This is a genomic window from Bifidobacterium sp. FKU, assembly GCF_026016385.1.
In the GTDB taxonomy this organism is placed as follows: domain Bacteria; phylum Actinomycetota; class Actinomycetes; order Actinomycetales; family Bifidobacteriaceae; genus Bifidobacterium; species Bifidobacterium infantis.
Window position 1 is genome coordinate 152,167 of sequence record NZ_CP092888.1, and the last position, 15,212, is coordinate 167,378.

10 protein-coding genes and 1 pseudogene are annotated in these 15,212 nt (G+C 61.8%); 6 read left to right on the forward strand and 5 right to left on the reverse strand.

Annotated elements, in window-relative coordinates; translation table 11 throughout:
* Positions 1–85: 85 nt before the first annotated feature.
* Positions 86–385 carry a CHY zinc finger protein gene (locus tag MMB48_RS00695; RefSeq protein ID WP_230581282.1) on the forward strand — a complete coding sequence of 100 codons (300 nt, stop codon included), beginning with the start codon at positions 86–88 and terminating at the stop codon, positions 383–385.
* Between the two features lie 242 nt (positions 386–627).
* Complete coding sequence (ilvC, locus tag MMB48_RS00700; RefSeq protein WP_007051650.1) at positions 628–1,680, forward strand: ketol-acid reductoisomerase; 1,053 nt, start codon at positions 628–630, stop codon at positions 1,678–1,680.
* Positions 1,681–1,888: 208 nt separating this feature from the next.
* On the opposite strand, the gene MMB48_RS00705 is transcribed toward ilvC, so the two are convergent.
* The 5 genes and pseudogenes from MMB48_RS00705 to malQ form a co-directional block, all read right to left on the reverse strand.
* Positions 1,889–2,680: a hypothetical protein gene (locus MMB48_RS00705; RefSeq protein ID WP_032745018.1), complete on the reverse strand. Its 792-nt coding sequence runs from the start codon at positions 2,678–2,680 to the stop codon at positions 1,889–1,891.
* On the reverse strand, positions 2,677–3,705 hold the full coding sequence (locus tag MMB48_RS00710; RefSeq protein ID WP_032745017.1) for a membrane protein: 1,029 nt from the start codon (positions 3,703–3,705) through the stop codon (positions 2,677–2,679). The genes MMB48_RS00705 and MMB48_RS00710 overlap by 4 nt, the downstream gene beginning before the upstream one ends.
* A gap of 206 nt (positions 3,706–3,911) precedes the next feature.
* Positions 3,912–5,726: pseudogene (locus tag MMB48_RS00715) on the reverse strand (alpha-amylase family glycosyl hydrolase).
* A gap of 159 nt (positions 5,727–5,885) precedes the next feature.
* Positions 5,886–6,920 carry a LacI family DNA-binding transcriptional regulator gene (locus tag MMB48_RS00720; protein ID WP_032745016.1) on the reverse strand — a complete coding sequence of 345 codons (1,035 nt, stop codon included), beginning with the start codon at positions 6,918–6,920 and terminating at the stop codon, positions 5,886–5,888.
* Between the two features lie 311 nt (positions 6,921–7,231).
* Positions 7,232–9,469, reverse strand: a complete 2,238-nt coding sequence (malQ, locus tag MMB48_RS00725) for a 4-alpha-glucanotransferase (protein ID WP_032745014.1) — start codon at positions 9,467–9,469, stop codon at positions 7,232–7,234.
* A 363-nt stretch (positions 9,470–9,832) separates the two neighbouring features.
* Between malQ and MMB48_RS00730 the strand changes: the two genes are divergently transcribed.
* The 4 genes from MMB48_RS00730 to grpE all read left to right on the forward strand — a co-directional run bounded on the left by MMB48_RS00730 (position 9,833) and on the right by grpE (position 15,174).
* The gene (locus tag MMB48_RS00730) at positions 9,833–10,114 is read left to right on the forward strand and encodes a hypothetical protein (RefSeq protein ID WP_136527177.1); all 282 of its coding nucleotides are present in this window, start codon (positions 9,833–9,835) and stop codon (positions 10,112–10,114) included.
* Complete coding sequence (phoA, locus tag MMB48_RS00735) at positions 10,093–12,168, forward strand: alkaline phosphatase (protein WP_032745012.1); 2,076 nt, start codon at positions 10,093–10,095, stop codon at positions 12,166–12,168. The genes MMB48_RS00730 and phoA overlap by 22 nt, the downstream gene beginning before the upstream one ends.
* Before the next feature lie 430 nt (positions 12,169–12,598).
* Entirely contained in the window at positions 12,599–14,494 is a 1,896-nt protein-coding gene (gene dnaK / locus MMB48_RS00740; protein WP_032745010.1) for a molecular chaperone DnaK, read from the forward strand.
* Entirely contained in the window at positions 14,494–15,174 is a 681-nt protein-coding gene (gene grpE / locus MMB48_RS00745; RefSeq protein ID WP_032745009.1) for a nucleotide exchange factor GrpE, read from the forward strand. The genes dnaK and grpE overlap by 1 nt, the downstream gene beginning before the upstream one ends.
* Positions 15,175–15,212 lie beyond the last annotated feature (38 nt).

Genomic DNA, 15,212 nt, shown 5'->3' on the forward strand with positions numbered 1-15,212 from the left:
ATAGCCGGAAAGGGGAGGCATAGTGAACGGCGTGAGTGACGGATCGCAGGACAAAGGCTGGAATCCAGCCATTCGCGGGCGTCTCGTGGATGGTCAGGGGCGATGTGTTCACTGGCATTCGCCATTGGATGTTGTTGCGAATCGTTTCGCCTGCTGTGACGAATATTACGCTTGCTACCGGTGCCATGATGAACTGGCTGGACATGATCGCATCGCGTGGCGAGACATGGATTCGCTCGCTGTGATGTGCGGTGTCTGCCGGCACCAGATGACGCCTCGCGAATACGGGCGGGCGATGGAGTCTGTTACTCCGTGCTGCCCTTGCTGCGGCGCACGGTTCAATCCTGGATGTGCCCTTCACCACGATATTTATTTCAGTGATTGATGGAGGCGGACGCTGGCGCAACTCTTGTTTTGGAATTGCTATGCGGGGGTGGCAAGTCTATTTCTCATGCTCTGGCGTGAAATAGCTCACGTTGTGGACTCTGACCGGGCTGTGGCCACGTTGTCGGTAGTATTGAACTCGGTTTGAGGGACACAATCCTTGCAAAACAGGACTCATCTGCACACCGTAGATACCCCGGCGCCCGTGGCGCCACACCCCACTACTGAAAAGGAGTGCCAATAATGGCAGCACAGATCTGGTATGAGAACGACGGTGATCTTTCTGTTCTCGAAGGCAAGAAGGTCGCAATCATCGGCTACGGCTCCCAGGGCCACGCCCACGCGCTGAACCTTCGCGATTCCGGTGTCGACGTGGTCGTCGGCCTGCGTCCGACCTCCAAGTCGGTCGACTTCGCCAAGGAGCAGGGCCTCGAGGTCAAGTCCGTGGCCGAGGCTTCCGCCGAGGCCGACGTGATCATGATCCTGGCCCCCGACCAGTACCAGCGCACCATCTGGGCCAACGACATCGAGCCCAACATCAAGCCGGGTGCTGCTGTTGCGTTCGCTCATGGCTTCAACATTCACTACGGCTACATCAAGCCGTCTGAGGATCACCCGGTGTTCATGGTTGCCCCGAAGGGCCCGGGTCACATCGTTCGTCGTGAGTACGCCGCTGGCCGTGGCGTGCCGGTCGTCGTGGCCGTCGAGCAGGATCCGCGTGGCGATGGTTGGGCTCTGACCCTGGCCTACGCCAAGGCCCTCGGTGCTCTGCGCGCCGGTGCCATCAAGACCACCTTCAAGGAAGAGACCGAGACCGATCTCTTCGGCGAGCAGAACGTGCTCATGGGTGGCGTGAACAAGCTCGTCGAGATGGGCTTCGAAGTCCTGACCGACGCCGGCTACCAGCCGGAGATCGCCTACTTCGAGGTCTGCCACGAGCTCAAGATGCTCGTCGATCTGATGAACGAGGGCGGCCTGAACAAGGCTCGTTGGTCCTGCTCCGACACCGCCCAGTACGGCGACTACGTCAACACCGTCATCAACGAGGACTGCCGCAAGCGCATGGAATACCACCTGCAGCGCATCCAGGACGGCTCCTTCGCCAAGGAGTTCATCGACGATCAGGATGCCGGCGCCCCGCACTTCAAGGAACTGCAGGAGAAGTACTCCAACGAGCGCATCGAGACCGTCGGCCCGAAGCTGCGCGCCATGTTCTCCTGGAACAAGGATGGCGTCAAGGATGCCGACGAGGCCAACTCCTTCACCGGCAAGATCGCCCGCGCCCAGGTTCAGTGAGCCCCTGTAGCTCCCGCTGGCGCATAAGCGCCTGAGGAGAGTACCCAGCACGTACCAAAAGGCCGCCGCTCCGATTCATTCGGAGCGGCGGCCTTTCGCATGGTCCCACCATATAGTCAAACCTCCACCACGTAGTAAAATCCCCACGACGTAGCAAACTACCCACCACGTGGTGACGCAAAACGGCTTTATTCCGCGGAATACAAAATTACGCTGACATCGTGGTAGAAGATTCATCGCGTGGTGGGATAGACAGTTGATATACGCCGGCTATCAAATCAATGATGTCTTGCTGTGTTCCCCGTATGCCGAGCTGCTTCATCGGAAGCGTTTCATGGGATATTTCCCCAAGAAAATCAGCGAGATCATGGTAGGCCTCGTCGTTGAGAGACACGCGATCCTCTGGAGCAAGTAGTTGAGCCAAACGGAATACATCATATTTGTGCTTCTTGAGATCTTTTCCGTCTACGTGCTCGCCATGTTGTTCTCGGGCGTTGAGATCCAACCATGCTTTCGCCTTGAAAGGAATGAGATATTTCTCGTTAAGCACGCTGATGCCTTGTATTGATTCGCGGCCTTGCTGCAGTAGCCGATAGTAGCTGTCGTTCAGCATGATGGCTGACAGGCTGGAAACGTCGTTTGCAATATGCAATGGCGTCAGGAACGAGTTCGGCACAATAGGGAAGTCAGGGTGACGTGAAAATAGCTCGATCATAGTGGGATACCCGTACGTACTGGGGTGCATGAAACGGTACAGGTGAGGCTGTGCGGAGTTCTTCGTGATAGAGGTGTATCCGCCATCGCGAATGAAAGACCACAATCGTTGTGCAAACTCGCGAAGATGTCCCTCGGCAATCAGCACCATGTCAATATCTTTGGTGGCTCGGAAGTCCAGGTCGTTGTCGGTCATGATGATGGCACAAGCGGTGCCGCCGATGATTACGTAAGAATCTTCGTAGCCGGCAAAGGCCGTTCTGATGAGCTGCAGGCCTTGTGTCATATTGTCGCTCCTGAGAAAGTATTGCGGATGGATTCTTGTATGGCGTCTTCCAAACGTTCGTCGGCAATCTCACCAAGAGTCAGGGCCGTGGAAATGGGGTCGGCAAGGTAGTCTTCCTGCGTATATTGAGCAAGCAGGCGGGGATCGTACCTCCACAGCTCCAGAATATATGCATTATCTGGCACCTTTTCCAAAGCGGGGTCGATAATGCATAGTTCCTTGTTGTGCTGCTTGAGCCAATGACGTTCAACGGCATAGATTCGCAGTTTTGGGGTGGACAGTTGCGTCCTGCGCGAAAGAGCAAATTCGCCGGCCGGAATCAGCTCGTCGGCAATCATCTGGCGATTGCGATTCGTGACGGTATATTTGCTGAATATTGGTGACTTCAGGAGATGCCAAGATGATTTCAGTAAATCAAGTCGGCTGGTCTGCCTTGAAGTCAGTAGTTCGACGCTATTGCTGCGGCCTTGCTTGGTGCGGTGCACGAATGCCAGCTGTTCTAACAGCGTCACGGCAACGCTGACCTGAGCTTCGGTAAACTGAAGCGCTCGGGCAATATCTGATTGGACTTTGCTCTCGTTGGAGTAGAGCAAATACAGCCAGACCAGCTGTGTTGCGGGGGAGAAGGGTCGCACCTCGATATCCTGTGCGTTCTCCAGCGGCCGTGAGGAGATGCGCTGGGTGAACACCATGCCCAGTGCAGGGATATACAGTTGGGTACCGGGCACGATGAAAGGAACGTGATTCTGAATCAGGGCTTTTCGCTGGTATGCAGAAAGCCGGGGAAACTGAAAGACAATAGGCAGATCCGTCCGCTGCTCAAGCCTGCTGGCGTCGGCGGTGACGCGTGTGATGCTGAATGGGTGAGCCTCTCCGCTCGCGATTAGCATGCTCGTGTTGTCGATGGTGAGTTTGCTGAATGTCCGTCCGTTGGCCAGAAATAGCGGCAGTGAGGCAGTGCCATCCCAAGAAGTGATTTGGCAGGGCAGACCAAGTGTCTCGCGAATGTAATGCTCGGCATCCATGTCGACCTCAATCCTTAACGAAAATCTGTAAGATTCACATCTCTTGTTAAGTATATAGAATATTATTAAGTATTTCGGGGTTGGCATGTCGCGAATGGAAAGAAAGGGCAGTCATCCCCGAAATGGAGACAGCTTAGCCGGGAAAAAGGACGACGCCAGCATCCGGAGAAGATGGATGACTGGCGTCGGGTAAGCTCGCAAAAGCACTACTGAACAACCCACGCAGAAGTGTCGGTGGGGAGCTGTCCTTCGGGGGTCAGCGGGCCGGACGCCAGCGCCACGGAGCCATCGGGCAGCGCGACCGGGGCATTGCCGAAGTTGGTGATTGAGGTGAACACCCGCCCGCCAACCGCCGCGCGGGTGTACGCCACCACATCGTCGCCCATGTCCACCTGCTCGGCCGTGGTGTCGCGCGTGGCGGTCAGCGACTCCTGGCGAATCGCCAGTGCGGCGCGATACAGCGCGAGCATCGAGTCCGGGTCGGCTTGCTCCACGTCCACCGCGTAATCCTTGAACCACAGCGGTTGCGGCAGGTGCGGGTCGGCGGCCGGCGTCACGCCCTCAGCGCGCGTAGCCGGCGAGAAGCCGAAGGAAGCGCCCGTGCCGAACTGGCCGGCGGCGCACAGCGGCACATGGTTCTCGCCGGTACCGTCATCGGCCGGAGTCGGACGGCTGAAATCGGCCAAGGCCGGCTCATCGGCGGCGGTCCACGGCAGCGGCACGTGGCAGCCGTCGCGGCCCTTGTCCATCGTGGCCTGAGCAGTGTGGAAAGCGGTCGGATCCTCCAAATGATCCCACGGAATATCGGCCACCTCAAACAGGCCCAGCTCCTCGCCCTGATAGATATAGGCGGCGCCGGGCAGGCCGAGTTCCATCAAAGCGGCGGCGCGGGCGCGGCGAGTGCCAAGCTCGCGATCCTCGGGATAGGTAGTGCCGTTGCGCAGCAGCCAGTCGTGCGGCAGCTGGTGGTAGGGCGCGCCCTTGATCTGCGGCAGGCCGTAACGGGAGGGGCTGCGCGGCACGTCGTGATTGTTCATGACCCACGTGGTGGTGGAACCGCCGGTTTCGGCCGCCGCCTTGAGTCCGGCGGCGATGGCCTCGCGAAACTCGTCGGCATACCAGTTGGCTTGCGCGAAGTCGAAGTTGAAGGACTGGCCCAGCTCGTCCATCGAAGCGTACAGGTGCTGGTGCTCGGGCACCACCCACGCCTCGGCCACGGCAAAGCGCGGCGGGTCGTACTCGTTGAACACCTTGCGCCATTCGCGGTAGATATCGTGCACCTCGCGACGGTCGAACAGCGGGTGGCTGAAGTCATGATTCAGCACGCCGACCACGCTGTATTCGCGGCCGAGCTCTTCCAACGGCTTGGATTCGAGGTCCTTGGCCAGGCCGTGCGCCACGTCGATGCGGAAGCCGTCGGTGCCGTGGTCGGACCAGAAACGCAGGGTCTTCTTGAACTCCTCGTGGGTGTCCGGATTCTTCCAGTTGACGTCCGGCTGCGCCTTATCGAACAGGTGCAGATACCACTGGCCGTCGGCCACGCGCGCCCAGGCCGGGCCGCCGAAGAAGGATTACCAGTCGTTCGGGGGCAGTTCGCCATGCTCGCCGCGGCCGTCGCGGAAGATGTAGCGGTCGCGCGCCGGGGAGCCAGGCTCGGCGGCGAGGGCCTCCTGGAAGAACACGTGCTTGTCAGCGGTGTGGTTGGGCACGATGTCCACGATCACCTTGATGCCGGCCTCGTGCGCGGCCTTGGCCATCGCGTCGAAGTCTTCCATGGTGCCTAGGCGCGGGTCGACGTTGCGGTAGTCGATCACGTCGTAGCCGCCGTCCGCCAGATCGGAGGGGTAGAACGGGGAGAGCCAGATTGCGTCGACGCCGAGGTTCTTCAGGTAGTCCATCTTCTCGGTGACGCCGGCGATGTCGCCGAGTCCGTCGCCGGTGACGTCCTTGAAGCTGCGCGGGTAGATCTGGTAGACGACGGCCTGCTTCCACCAGTCGTCATTGAGGTTGTTGGCGGTCATGCCGATTCCCTCCTGTTACGGGTGCGTTGTGGTTGGGTTGTTCCGGTCGCGCCCGAACTGCTGTGTGAAGGCCCAACCGTTGTATTAATGATGACAACGATATCATGTGAATTACGCATGCAACAATCGATTTATCGGCGTTTTGCGGTGGCAACGTGCTCACGCCTGCGCGGGCGCTGCTGTCGCGGCAGGCGGCGCGGTGGTTTCGCGCAGTATTAGCGGAGTGTCCGGCCGTGCGAATGCCGGTTCGATTGACTTGCCGGCAATGGCATCCAATACCATGTGCCCGGCAGTCGCGCCCATTGCGAACGGGTCCTGATGCAGCGTGGTCAGTCCCACGGCGGCGGACAGGGCGGAATCGTCGAAGCCGATGATGGAAATGTCCTGAGGTACCCGCCGCCCGTATTGACGCAGGCGATACAGCACGGGCGCGGCCATTTCATCATCCTCAAAACAGAAGGCGGTGATGCTGGGGGAGGCGTTCAGTACGGCGTTCAATGCCGCGTTGCTTTCGCCAAGACCGCGTTGAATGCTCAGGGGCGTTAGCTCGATCCCCGGATGGGCGGCAGCGGCATCAATGACGCCCTGCAAACGAGCCTCGGCACTGTAGCGCATATTGGTTTCGGTCGGTGCGCTGCCGACGAACGCGATATGCCGGTGGCCGAGTGCAATCAGGTGCTCGATAGCCGAACGTGTGGCGGCGTAATCATCAATGCTCACGCCTGCGTCGAACCCATCGGTGGAGGGGATGTTGATGCCGACAATCGGCACGTGCATATGCTTCAGTCGCTCCACCTCAGCCGGTTCGATGTCGAAGGAGCTGACAATCACCGCATCCGCATTGCGCCGCACGGGCAAATCCGCAAAGAAGTCGTGGCGCTCGGCGGCGTTGCGCATGGGGTAGGGCACAGTGTCGTAGCCGGAGGGGCGCAGCGCCGAGTCAAGACCGGCGAAGATGTTCGAATTGAACCAACTGGCGATGGTCTCGCTGGCAAGTAGTGCGATACGGAACGATTGGCCGGATTTTAGGGCGGCGGCCGAGCGTGAGACTGAGTAGTCGAGCTTTTCGGCCGCGGCCATCACTCGGTCTCGAGTCTCGGGAAGCACCAGATCCGGCTTGGCGAAGGTTCGGGACACCGTGGATACGGAAACGCCGGCCTCGCGGGCCACTGCCTGAATGCTTGCCTTGGTCATATGCCGTCGCTCCTTCGCCGTCGCGAACAATCATTGTCATGACAACGATAACATGCCCATAACAAGTCGTCGTCTTCGGCTATCTCGATTACGAGGGGCTGATTTAGGGTGTCCCGGACATCTACTTCCGTTTCAAGGGGCTCCTTGCCGGTGAAACCACAAGTGCAAACGACTTTGTGCCAACGTCATTCCGCCGTTCTCGCGTTGGGTCTACTTGGGCACCAGCCCCTTGAAACGGAAGTAGATGTCCGGGAAAGGCCAAATCAGCCCCTCGAAGCCGATTTAGGCCAATTCCCCATTGCCGGAATCGATCACCGCTTCTCTCGGCGCATCACGGCGGCTAGGGACTGCACGCGTGGCAGGTCGAAGACCTCGTCGGTATGCACCACGTGGCCTGAGCTGTCCGCCAGCGGCACGCGCCAGTTCGAATACTCGCTGGAAGTGCCCGGCTGATTCTGGGAACGGCATTCGCCCACGCCGTCCACCAACGCTGCCTGCAGCAGCAGCGACGGCGTATCGGTGAGCATGGCGTGCATCGCCTCCACGATCTCCTGCACATGGCCTTCCACATCATCCGCCACGGTCTGCGAGATATAGCCGTTCTCCACCAGACGGTTCATCATGGCCGTGCGTTCGGCCATCGCCGAGGCGGCGAACGCCTCCACCGGCTCGCTCAGGAGATGCAGCTCCTCGCGCAGCTTGACGTGTTCGAAGTTCAGGTAGCCGGCGGTGGGTGGCAGATCGTGCGTGGTCACCGAGGCCAAGGCCTGCTTGCGGTAGTCCTCGGGTGCGCGGTACGGGTCGCCGGCGTTCGGCGAATCGTCCACGCGGTTGAACCATTCCACGTCAGTGCCGAGTACGCCGTGATCGGCCAGAATGCGGCGCACGTAATCCGGCACGGTGCCCAGATCCTCGCCAACCACCATGCCTCCGGCGCGCGTGGCTTCGATGGCCAGTACTCCCAGCATCGCTTCGTGGTTGTACGTTACGTATGCGCCGTTGAGGGCGCCGAGCCCCTGCGGAATCCACCACAGGCGGAACAGGCCCAGCACATGGTCGATGCGCACCGCGCCCGCGTGCTCGTACATCGAATGCACCATCTCGCGGTACACCTGGTAGCCGGTGGCCTCCAGATAGCGTGGGCTGAACGGCGGCTGGCCCCAATCCTGGCCCTGCTGGTTATAGAAGTCCGGCGGGCAGCCGACCGTGACGCCGCCGGAGGCGAAGCGTTCCGGATTGGCCCAGGCATCCGCGCCGAGCCCGTGCACGCCCACGGCCATGTCTTGCATCAGACCCAGTGTCATGCCGTGGTCCAGCGCCTCCTGCTGCGCGGCGTTCACCTGCTCGGCGGCAATCCACTGCAGCCAGCGGTTGAACTCGAACAGGTCGTGGTGCTCCTCGACGAGCTGGCGCACGGCCGGGTCGTCGATGGTCTTCTCGAAGAACCAACGGTTCTCGCCCCACGGCGCGCCCCATACCTCGAAGCACAGGCACCAGGTGGCGAAGGAATCGAGGTCTGGGCCGGCGGTGGTCTTGAAATGCTCGAATTCGAGCTCGCGCTTGTTGTTGCGGCCCGCGTCGAAGATCAGGCGCAGCGCCGGGCGTTTGGCCGCCCACGCCGCGTTGATGTCCATCGGGTTCGATTCGTCGTTGCGTGCGGCCACTGAATCATGCAGCGCATCCACCTGCGCTCGGATATCGGCCGGCAGCGTGCCGTATTCGGGGATGTCCTGCGGGCGGATGTACGTCACGTTGAGGAATCGGCGCGATTCCGGTAGATACGGCGATGGCTCAAGCGGCGGAATCGGCGCGCCGGCGTGAATCGGGTTGATGAGCATGAAGTCGGCTTTGGACTTGTCGGCCGCGTCCGCCAGCAGCAGCTTCAGATCGCCGTAATCGCCGATGCCCCACGATTCGCGAGACCGCACGGAATACATCTGCGTCATCCAGCCCCACCGTTGGTGCTCGGCGACCGCCTCCGGCACGGGAATGCGCGCGGGGGCGGCGATGATGGCCGCCTTGCCCTCGCGCCCGTCCACCGTGACGGTCAGTGTGTGGTAGCCCATCGGCAGATCGGGAGCGATGGTCAAGTCCGGCTTGCCGGAATTGAGGTGCGGCAGCAGGGCAAAGTGGCCAAACGCGGTGCCGTCCTCCAGTTCGATGGAGACGGTGATGTCCGCGTCCGACGAACAGTTCAGGGTGATGCCGGTCGGTTTGCCGGTGGTGGCAACGATGGTGGAGGGGAGCAAACGTTTGCTGTTTTCCACCTCAAGTTGGGTCATGGAGCGTGCGATGGCCTCGTCGCTGGATGCGTCCACGTCGAGGGCGTTGAGTACGGCGACCAAGGCCGCGTCGCTGATTTCGGTGTAGGTGCCGAGCTGGTCGATGAATGAGGTGGCAAGCCCGCAGGTTTTGGCCAGCTTGACCAGCGGACGGGTGAGTCGTTCAGCGCTTTCCGTACGCTGCGAGGCACCGGAAGCGGCGTCGTTGGTGGCGTCTGCGATGGTGCCGGTGCTGGTCGCTGCGTCGTTGCCGTGCGCGTCGGTCATGATGACTCCTTGCTTGCAAATCGGGTACTGCTAGTCGTTTGCATTGCTGTTCGAGGGCCGCTCTGCGTTGAGGTTCCGGCAATCTGGCAGACCAATGTCCGAGTTGTTCTGTCTTTACCGTAACTCATATTGACAACGATTGCAATATATTCGGTGAGTTGGGCAATTAGCGGGCTATCCGAGCATGACGAACGACTGCGGGGAGAGCGTCGGGTGGCCGTCCCAGCGCCAGTCGAGGTAGAAGTTCATGTCGAATCCGGCCTGCATCGATTCGTTCGGTCGGCCCACATTCGGCGACGAACGCCGCCTCGGGGAATTCGGGGCGGATTTTCGAGAACATGTACTGCCAGGTGCGGATCGTGTATGGCTTTGCCGGTTCATGCGGCGATGATGCCTCGGCCGATTCGACGAAGAATGTTCACCCGGCGTTCTTCCGGCGGTATCCGGACGTTGGCTTGTGAGGCCTACCGTGAAATCCGGAATCGAAAGATCCAAGCAATGCAGGTGCGGAACGGTTCCGCAAAGCTGGAAGGCGTGACGACGACGGACGCGGCCGAACGGGTGCGGCCGGAGGAGTGCGGGCCGGACGGCGCAGATGACACTGCATGGAAGAAGGAAGAACAATGGGCAATCACAAGGCTTTGACGAGCGCCGTAGCGGCGATCGCCTCCATTGCGACGCTCGGCGCGCTCGCCGCTCCGGCGTTTGCTGTCGATGCCGCAAACGGCACCTACAGCCCCAACGGCAAGTCGGTCGCCGAGCTCGCCAAGCACGGCGCGGCGCAGCGCATCGCCGCCATCGGCAACAAGAGCGCGAAGAACGTCGTGCTGTTCATCGGCGACGGCATGGGCGATTCGGAAATCACCGTCGCCCGCGACTATCTGAAGGGCGCCAACGGCCACTTCGATGGTCTGGACGCGGTCGGTCAGCCCGGCGCGCTTGACGACGTGCAGGCGGGCACCGGCCAGTACACGACCTTCTCGCTCGGCGACGGCAGCAAGGACAGCGCCGTCGGCAAGGATGCCGCCGGCAAGCTGGTCGCCAACCCCAACCCGGGCAAGCTCACCCCCGTCACCGATTCCTCCGCGTCCGGCTCCGCATGGGCGACCGGCACCAAGACCTACAACAACGCCGTCGACGTCGACATCTACGGCAACCCGCAGCTGAACCTCTTCGAGCTGGCCAAGGCCGCCGGCAAGGCCACCGGCAACGTGTCCACCGCGGAAATCCAGGACGCCACCCCGGCCGTACTGGAATCGCACTCCACCGAGCGTGCCTGCTACGGCCCGCAGGGCAAGACCGACGGCACTTCCAACAACGCCTCCAAGCAGTGCCTCGCCAACCAGCTCAAGGAGAACGGCGGCATCGGCTCTATCTCCGAGCAGCTGCTCGACACCCGCGCCGATGTGACCATCGGCGGTGGCTCCAAGTACTTCCGCCAGACCGTGCAGGGTGGCGAATACAAGGGCAAGACCGTGTGGGAGCAGGCCAAGGACATGGGCTTCCAGACCGTTGAGAACGACCCGGCCGCGATGAACGCCCTGCAGTACAAGGATGGCCAGCCGGTGCTCGCCCTGATGAGCGACGGCAACATGCCGACCAAGTTCAACCCGTCCAAGGCCACCGCCAAGGATCCAGCCAAGGACGCCAACCCGACCGTGTGCACCCCGAATGACGCCTGGCTCGGCAACCGTGGCGCCTCGCTCAAGGACATGACCAAGAAGGCGCTCGATCTGCTCAACGCCAACCCGAACGGTCAGAAGAACGGCTTCCTCCTGCAGGTCGAAGGCGCTTCGATCGATAAGCAGGACCACAACGCCAACGCCTGCGGCCAGATCGGCGAGACCGACGACTTCGACCAGGCCATCGCCTACGCCATCAAGAACGTGGACCTCACGAACACGCTGGTGATCGTCACCGCCGATCATGCGCACACCTCCCAGGTCCTCAACGCCCAGCCGGCCTACGCGCTGTCCACCGTGCTCAAGTCCGCCGACGGCAACAACATGGTCGTCTCCTACGGCACCGCCCAGGAAGCCTCCACCGACGCCGAAGGCGGCTACAACGGCGGCGACATGGAGCACACCGGCACCCAGCTGCGCATCGCCGCTTCCGGCCCCGGCGCCCAGCGCGTCATCGGCCTGACCGATCAGACCGATAACTTCTACACCATCGCCGGCGCCCTGGGCCTGGCCACTTCCCCCGACGAGCAGAACGCGCTCTCCAAGGACGGCACCGTGAAGGTCGCCCGCACGCAGGCCGGCTACGTCGCCAATGTCGACGGTTTCAACGGCGACGCGCTGCTCAGCTACGAACTGAAGGACAAGAACGGCGCCGTGGTGTCCAAGTCCGATTCCAGCACCCCGCTGTCCGGCGTGCGCGTCAAGCCCGCGCAGACCACTTCGATCGCGCTCGACAAGATGTCGGAAGGTGCCGAGTACACGCTCACCGTCACCGGTCGCCAGTCCGGCAAGGTCGCGACCGTCGCCATCCAGGCGCCGGCCGCCGGCTCCGCCGACAAGAAGCCGGGCACCGACAAGAACGGCGTGATCGCTTCGGGCAAGGTGCCGAACGATTCCGCGGTCTCCGGCCCGCTGGGCGCCACCGGTACCGCCGTCATGGCCATCGCCATCGCGGCTGTGATGCTGGTTGCGATCGCGATGCTCATCAAGGCCGCGCGTAACGCCAGGAACAACTGATTCGGCCTTGGCCGACCGGTAATCCCGAGTCGTCCAGCCGCCGGAAAACGATCGCCCGCCGAGCCGATGCCCGGCGGGCGATCGTTTTCCGGCGGCTTTTGGCTGTGACGCGATACGTGCCGCGTGCCGCGCTTCGCAGAAACCTGAGTGAGAATCGCTCAAGTTTTTTGCCGAATCCGGGAATATGCACTTGCGGTTTAAAGTTGAGTGGTGTAGGCTCAAGTTTCGGAAGCACGGGAATGGGCGGTTGCGAATGCAAACCCCACAACCGAGAGGAACCGCACAAGGAACCGACCGAAACCCGGGCGAAGAACGAAAGAACGAACACGTGCGAGACGGCTCGTGCACACCGCGCGTCACAACCCGAACAGGTCGTGGCGAACGGCGGCGCCGGCCGGGCAATCGCAAGTCCCACAAAGGAGCACACATTATGGCACGCGCAGTTGGTATCGATCTGGGAACCACGAATTCCTGCATCGCAACTCTTGAAGGTGGCGAGCCCACCGTTATCGTCAACGCTGAAGGCGCGCGCACCACGCCGTCCGTGGTGGCCTTCTCCAAGTCCGGCGAGATCCTCGTCGGCGAAGTGGCCAAACGTCAGGCCGTGACCAACGTTGACCGCACCATCTCCTCCGTCAAGCGCCACATGGGCACCGACTGGACCGTCGACATCGACGGCAAGAAGTGGACCCCGCAGGAGATTTCCGCGCAGATCCTGATGAAGCTGAAGAGGGACGCCGAGGCCTACCTTGGCGAGCCCGTCACCGATGCCGTCATCACCTGCCCGGCATACTTCAACGATGCCCAGCGTCAGGCCACCAAGGACGCCGGCAAGATCGCCGGCCTGAACGTCCTGCGTATCATCAACGAGCCGACCGCAGCCGCTCTGGCCTACGGCCTCGAGAAGGGCAAGGAGGACGAGCGCATCCTGGTCTTCGACCTCGGTGGCGGCACCTTCGACGTTTCCCTGCTGGAGATCGGCAAGGACGACGACGGCTTCTCCACCATCCAGGTCCAGGCCACCAACGGCGACAACCACCTCGGTGGCGATGACTGGGATCAGAAGATCATCGATTGGCTGGTCTCCGAAGTCAAGAACAAGTACGGCGTCGACCTGTCCAAGGACAAGATCGCGCTGCAGCGCCTGAAGGAAGCCGCCGAGCAGGCGAAGAAGGAACTCTCCTCCTCCTCTTCCGCCAGCATCTCCATGCAGTACCTGGCCATGACCCCCGACGGCACCCCGGTGCACCTGGACGAGACCCTGACCCGCGCGCACTTCGAGGAAATGACCTCCGACCTGCTGGGCCGCTGCCGCACGCCGTTCAACAACGTGCTGCACGATGCCGGCATCTCGGTGAGCGACATCGACCACGTGGTGCTCGTCGGCGGCTCCACCCGTATGCCCGCCGTCAAGGATCTGGTCAAGGAGCTTACCGGCGGTAAGGAAGCGAACCAGTCCGTGAACCCGGATGAGGTTGTGGCAGTCGGCGCCGCCGTGCAGTCCGGCGTCATCAAGGGCGACCGTAAGGACGTTCTGCTTATCGACGTGACCCCGCTGTCCCTCGGTATCGAGACCAAGGGTGGCATCATGACCAAGCTCATCGATCGCAACACGGCCATCCCGACCAAGCGCTCCGAGGTCTTCTCCACCGCCGAAGACAACCAGCCGTCCGTGCTGATTCAGGTCTACCAGGGCGAGCGTGAGTTCGCTCGCGACAACAAGCCGCTGGGCACCTTCGAACTGACCGGCATCGCTCCGGCTCCGCGTGGCGTCCCGCAGATCGAGGTCACCTTCGACATCGACGCCAACGGCATCGTGCACGTGTCCGCCAAGGACAAGGGCACCGGCAAGGAGCAGTCCATGACCATCACCGGTGGCTCCGGCCTGCCGAAGGACGAGATCGACCGCATGGTCAAGGAAGCCGAGGCGCACGAGGCCGAAGACAAGCAGCGCAAGGAGGACGCCGAGACCCGCAACCAGGCCGAGGCCTTCGCCTACTCCACTGAGAAGCTCGTCAACGACAACAAGGACAAGCTCTCCGACGACATCGTCAAGGAGGTCACCGACAAGGTCAACGCCCTGAAGGAGGCCCTGAAGGGTGACGACACCGAGAAGGTCAAGACCGCTCAGACCGAGCTGATGACCGCCGCTCAGAAGATCGGCCAGGTCCTCTACGCCCAGCAGGGTGCCGAGGGTGCCGCGGCTGGTGCCGGTGCGGCTGGCGCTGCCGGCGCTGGCGCTTCCGCTGGCTCCGCCTCCGGTTCCGACGACGACACCGTCGAGGCCGAGGTCGTGGACGACGATGACGACAAGGACAACAAGTGATGTCCGAGTTCAACAAGGACGACTACCTGAACGACCTGCCGGATCCCGACCAGGCCGCTGAGGGTGCCGCTTCCGCCGCGCCGCAGGACTCGGCCAAAGCCGAGACCGCATCCCAAGCTTCCTCTGACGAGGGAGCTGGTGCGGCGAAGTCCGCGACTGAGGGAGAGACCCCGGCGAACGCCGGAGCGGAACAGCCGAGCGATAGCTCGTCCGATTCCGCTCCCTCCGATTCCGAAGACACCCTCACCCCCCTCGGCAAGGCCAAGAAGGAAGCCGCAGACTACCTCGAAGCCCTGCAGCGCGAACGTGCGGAGTTCATCAACTACCGCAATCGCACGCAGAAGGAGCAGGAGCGCTTCCGCCAGCACGGCATCATCGACGTGCTGACCGCGCTGCTGCCCGCCCTCGACGATATCGACCGCATTCGCGAACACAGCGAGATGGACGACTCGTTCAAGGCCGTTGCCACCAAGATCGACAAAGCCTTCGAGAAGTTCGGCGTCGAGAAGTTCGGCGAAAAGGGCGAGGACTTCGACCCCACCAAGCATGACGCGATCCTGCACAAGCCGGACGCGAATGCCGAAAAGGAAACGGTTGACACCGTGGTTGAGGCCGGCTACCGCATCGGCGACCGCGTAATCCGTGCCGCCCGAGTAGTAGTAGCCTCCCCACAAAACTGACGACCAGTTCGCTGCAATGAGTTGACAGTGCCTTAGCT

What these genes read in the sequence shown, in the direction of transcription:
- dnaK (WP_032745010.1), top strand. Translation starts at nt 12,599, where the DNA reads ATGGCACGCGCAGTTGGTATCGATCTGGGAACCACGAATTCCTGCATC.
- malQ (WP_032745014.1), bottom strand. Translation starts at nt 9,469, where the DNA reads ATGACCGACGCGCACGGCAACGACGCAGCGACCAGCACCGGCACCATC.
- ilvC (WP_007051650.1), top strand. Translation starts at nt 628, where the DNA reads ATGGCAGCACAGATCTGGTATGAGAACGACGGTGATCTTTCTGTTCTC.
- MMB48_RS00720 (WP_032745016.1), bottom strand. Translation starts at nt 6,920, where the DNA reads ATGACCAAGGCAAGCATTCAGGCAGTGGCCCGCGAGGCCGGCGTTTCC.
- MMB48_RS00710 (WP_032745017.1), bottom strand. Translation starts at nt 3,705, where the DNA reads ATGGATGCCGAGCATTACATTCGCGAGACACTTGGTCTGCCCTGCCAA.
- MMB48_RS00705 (WP_032745018.1), bottom strand. Translation starts at nt 2,680, where the DNA reads ATGACACAAGGCCTGCAGCTCATCAGAACGGCCTTTGCCGGCTACGAA.
- MMB48_RS00730 (WP_136527177.1), top strand. Translation starts at nt 9,833, where the DNA reads ATGGCTTTGCCGGTTCATGCGGCGATGATGCCTCGGCCGATTCGACGA.
- phoA (WP_032745012.1), top strand. Translation starts at nt 10,093, where the DNA reads ATGGGCAATCACAAGGCTTTGACGAGCGCCGTAGCGGCGATCGCCTCC.
- grpE (WP_032745009.1), top strand. Translation starts at nt 14,494, where the DNA reads ATGTCCGAGTTCAACAAGGACGACTACCTGAACGACCTGCCGGATCCC.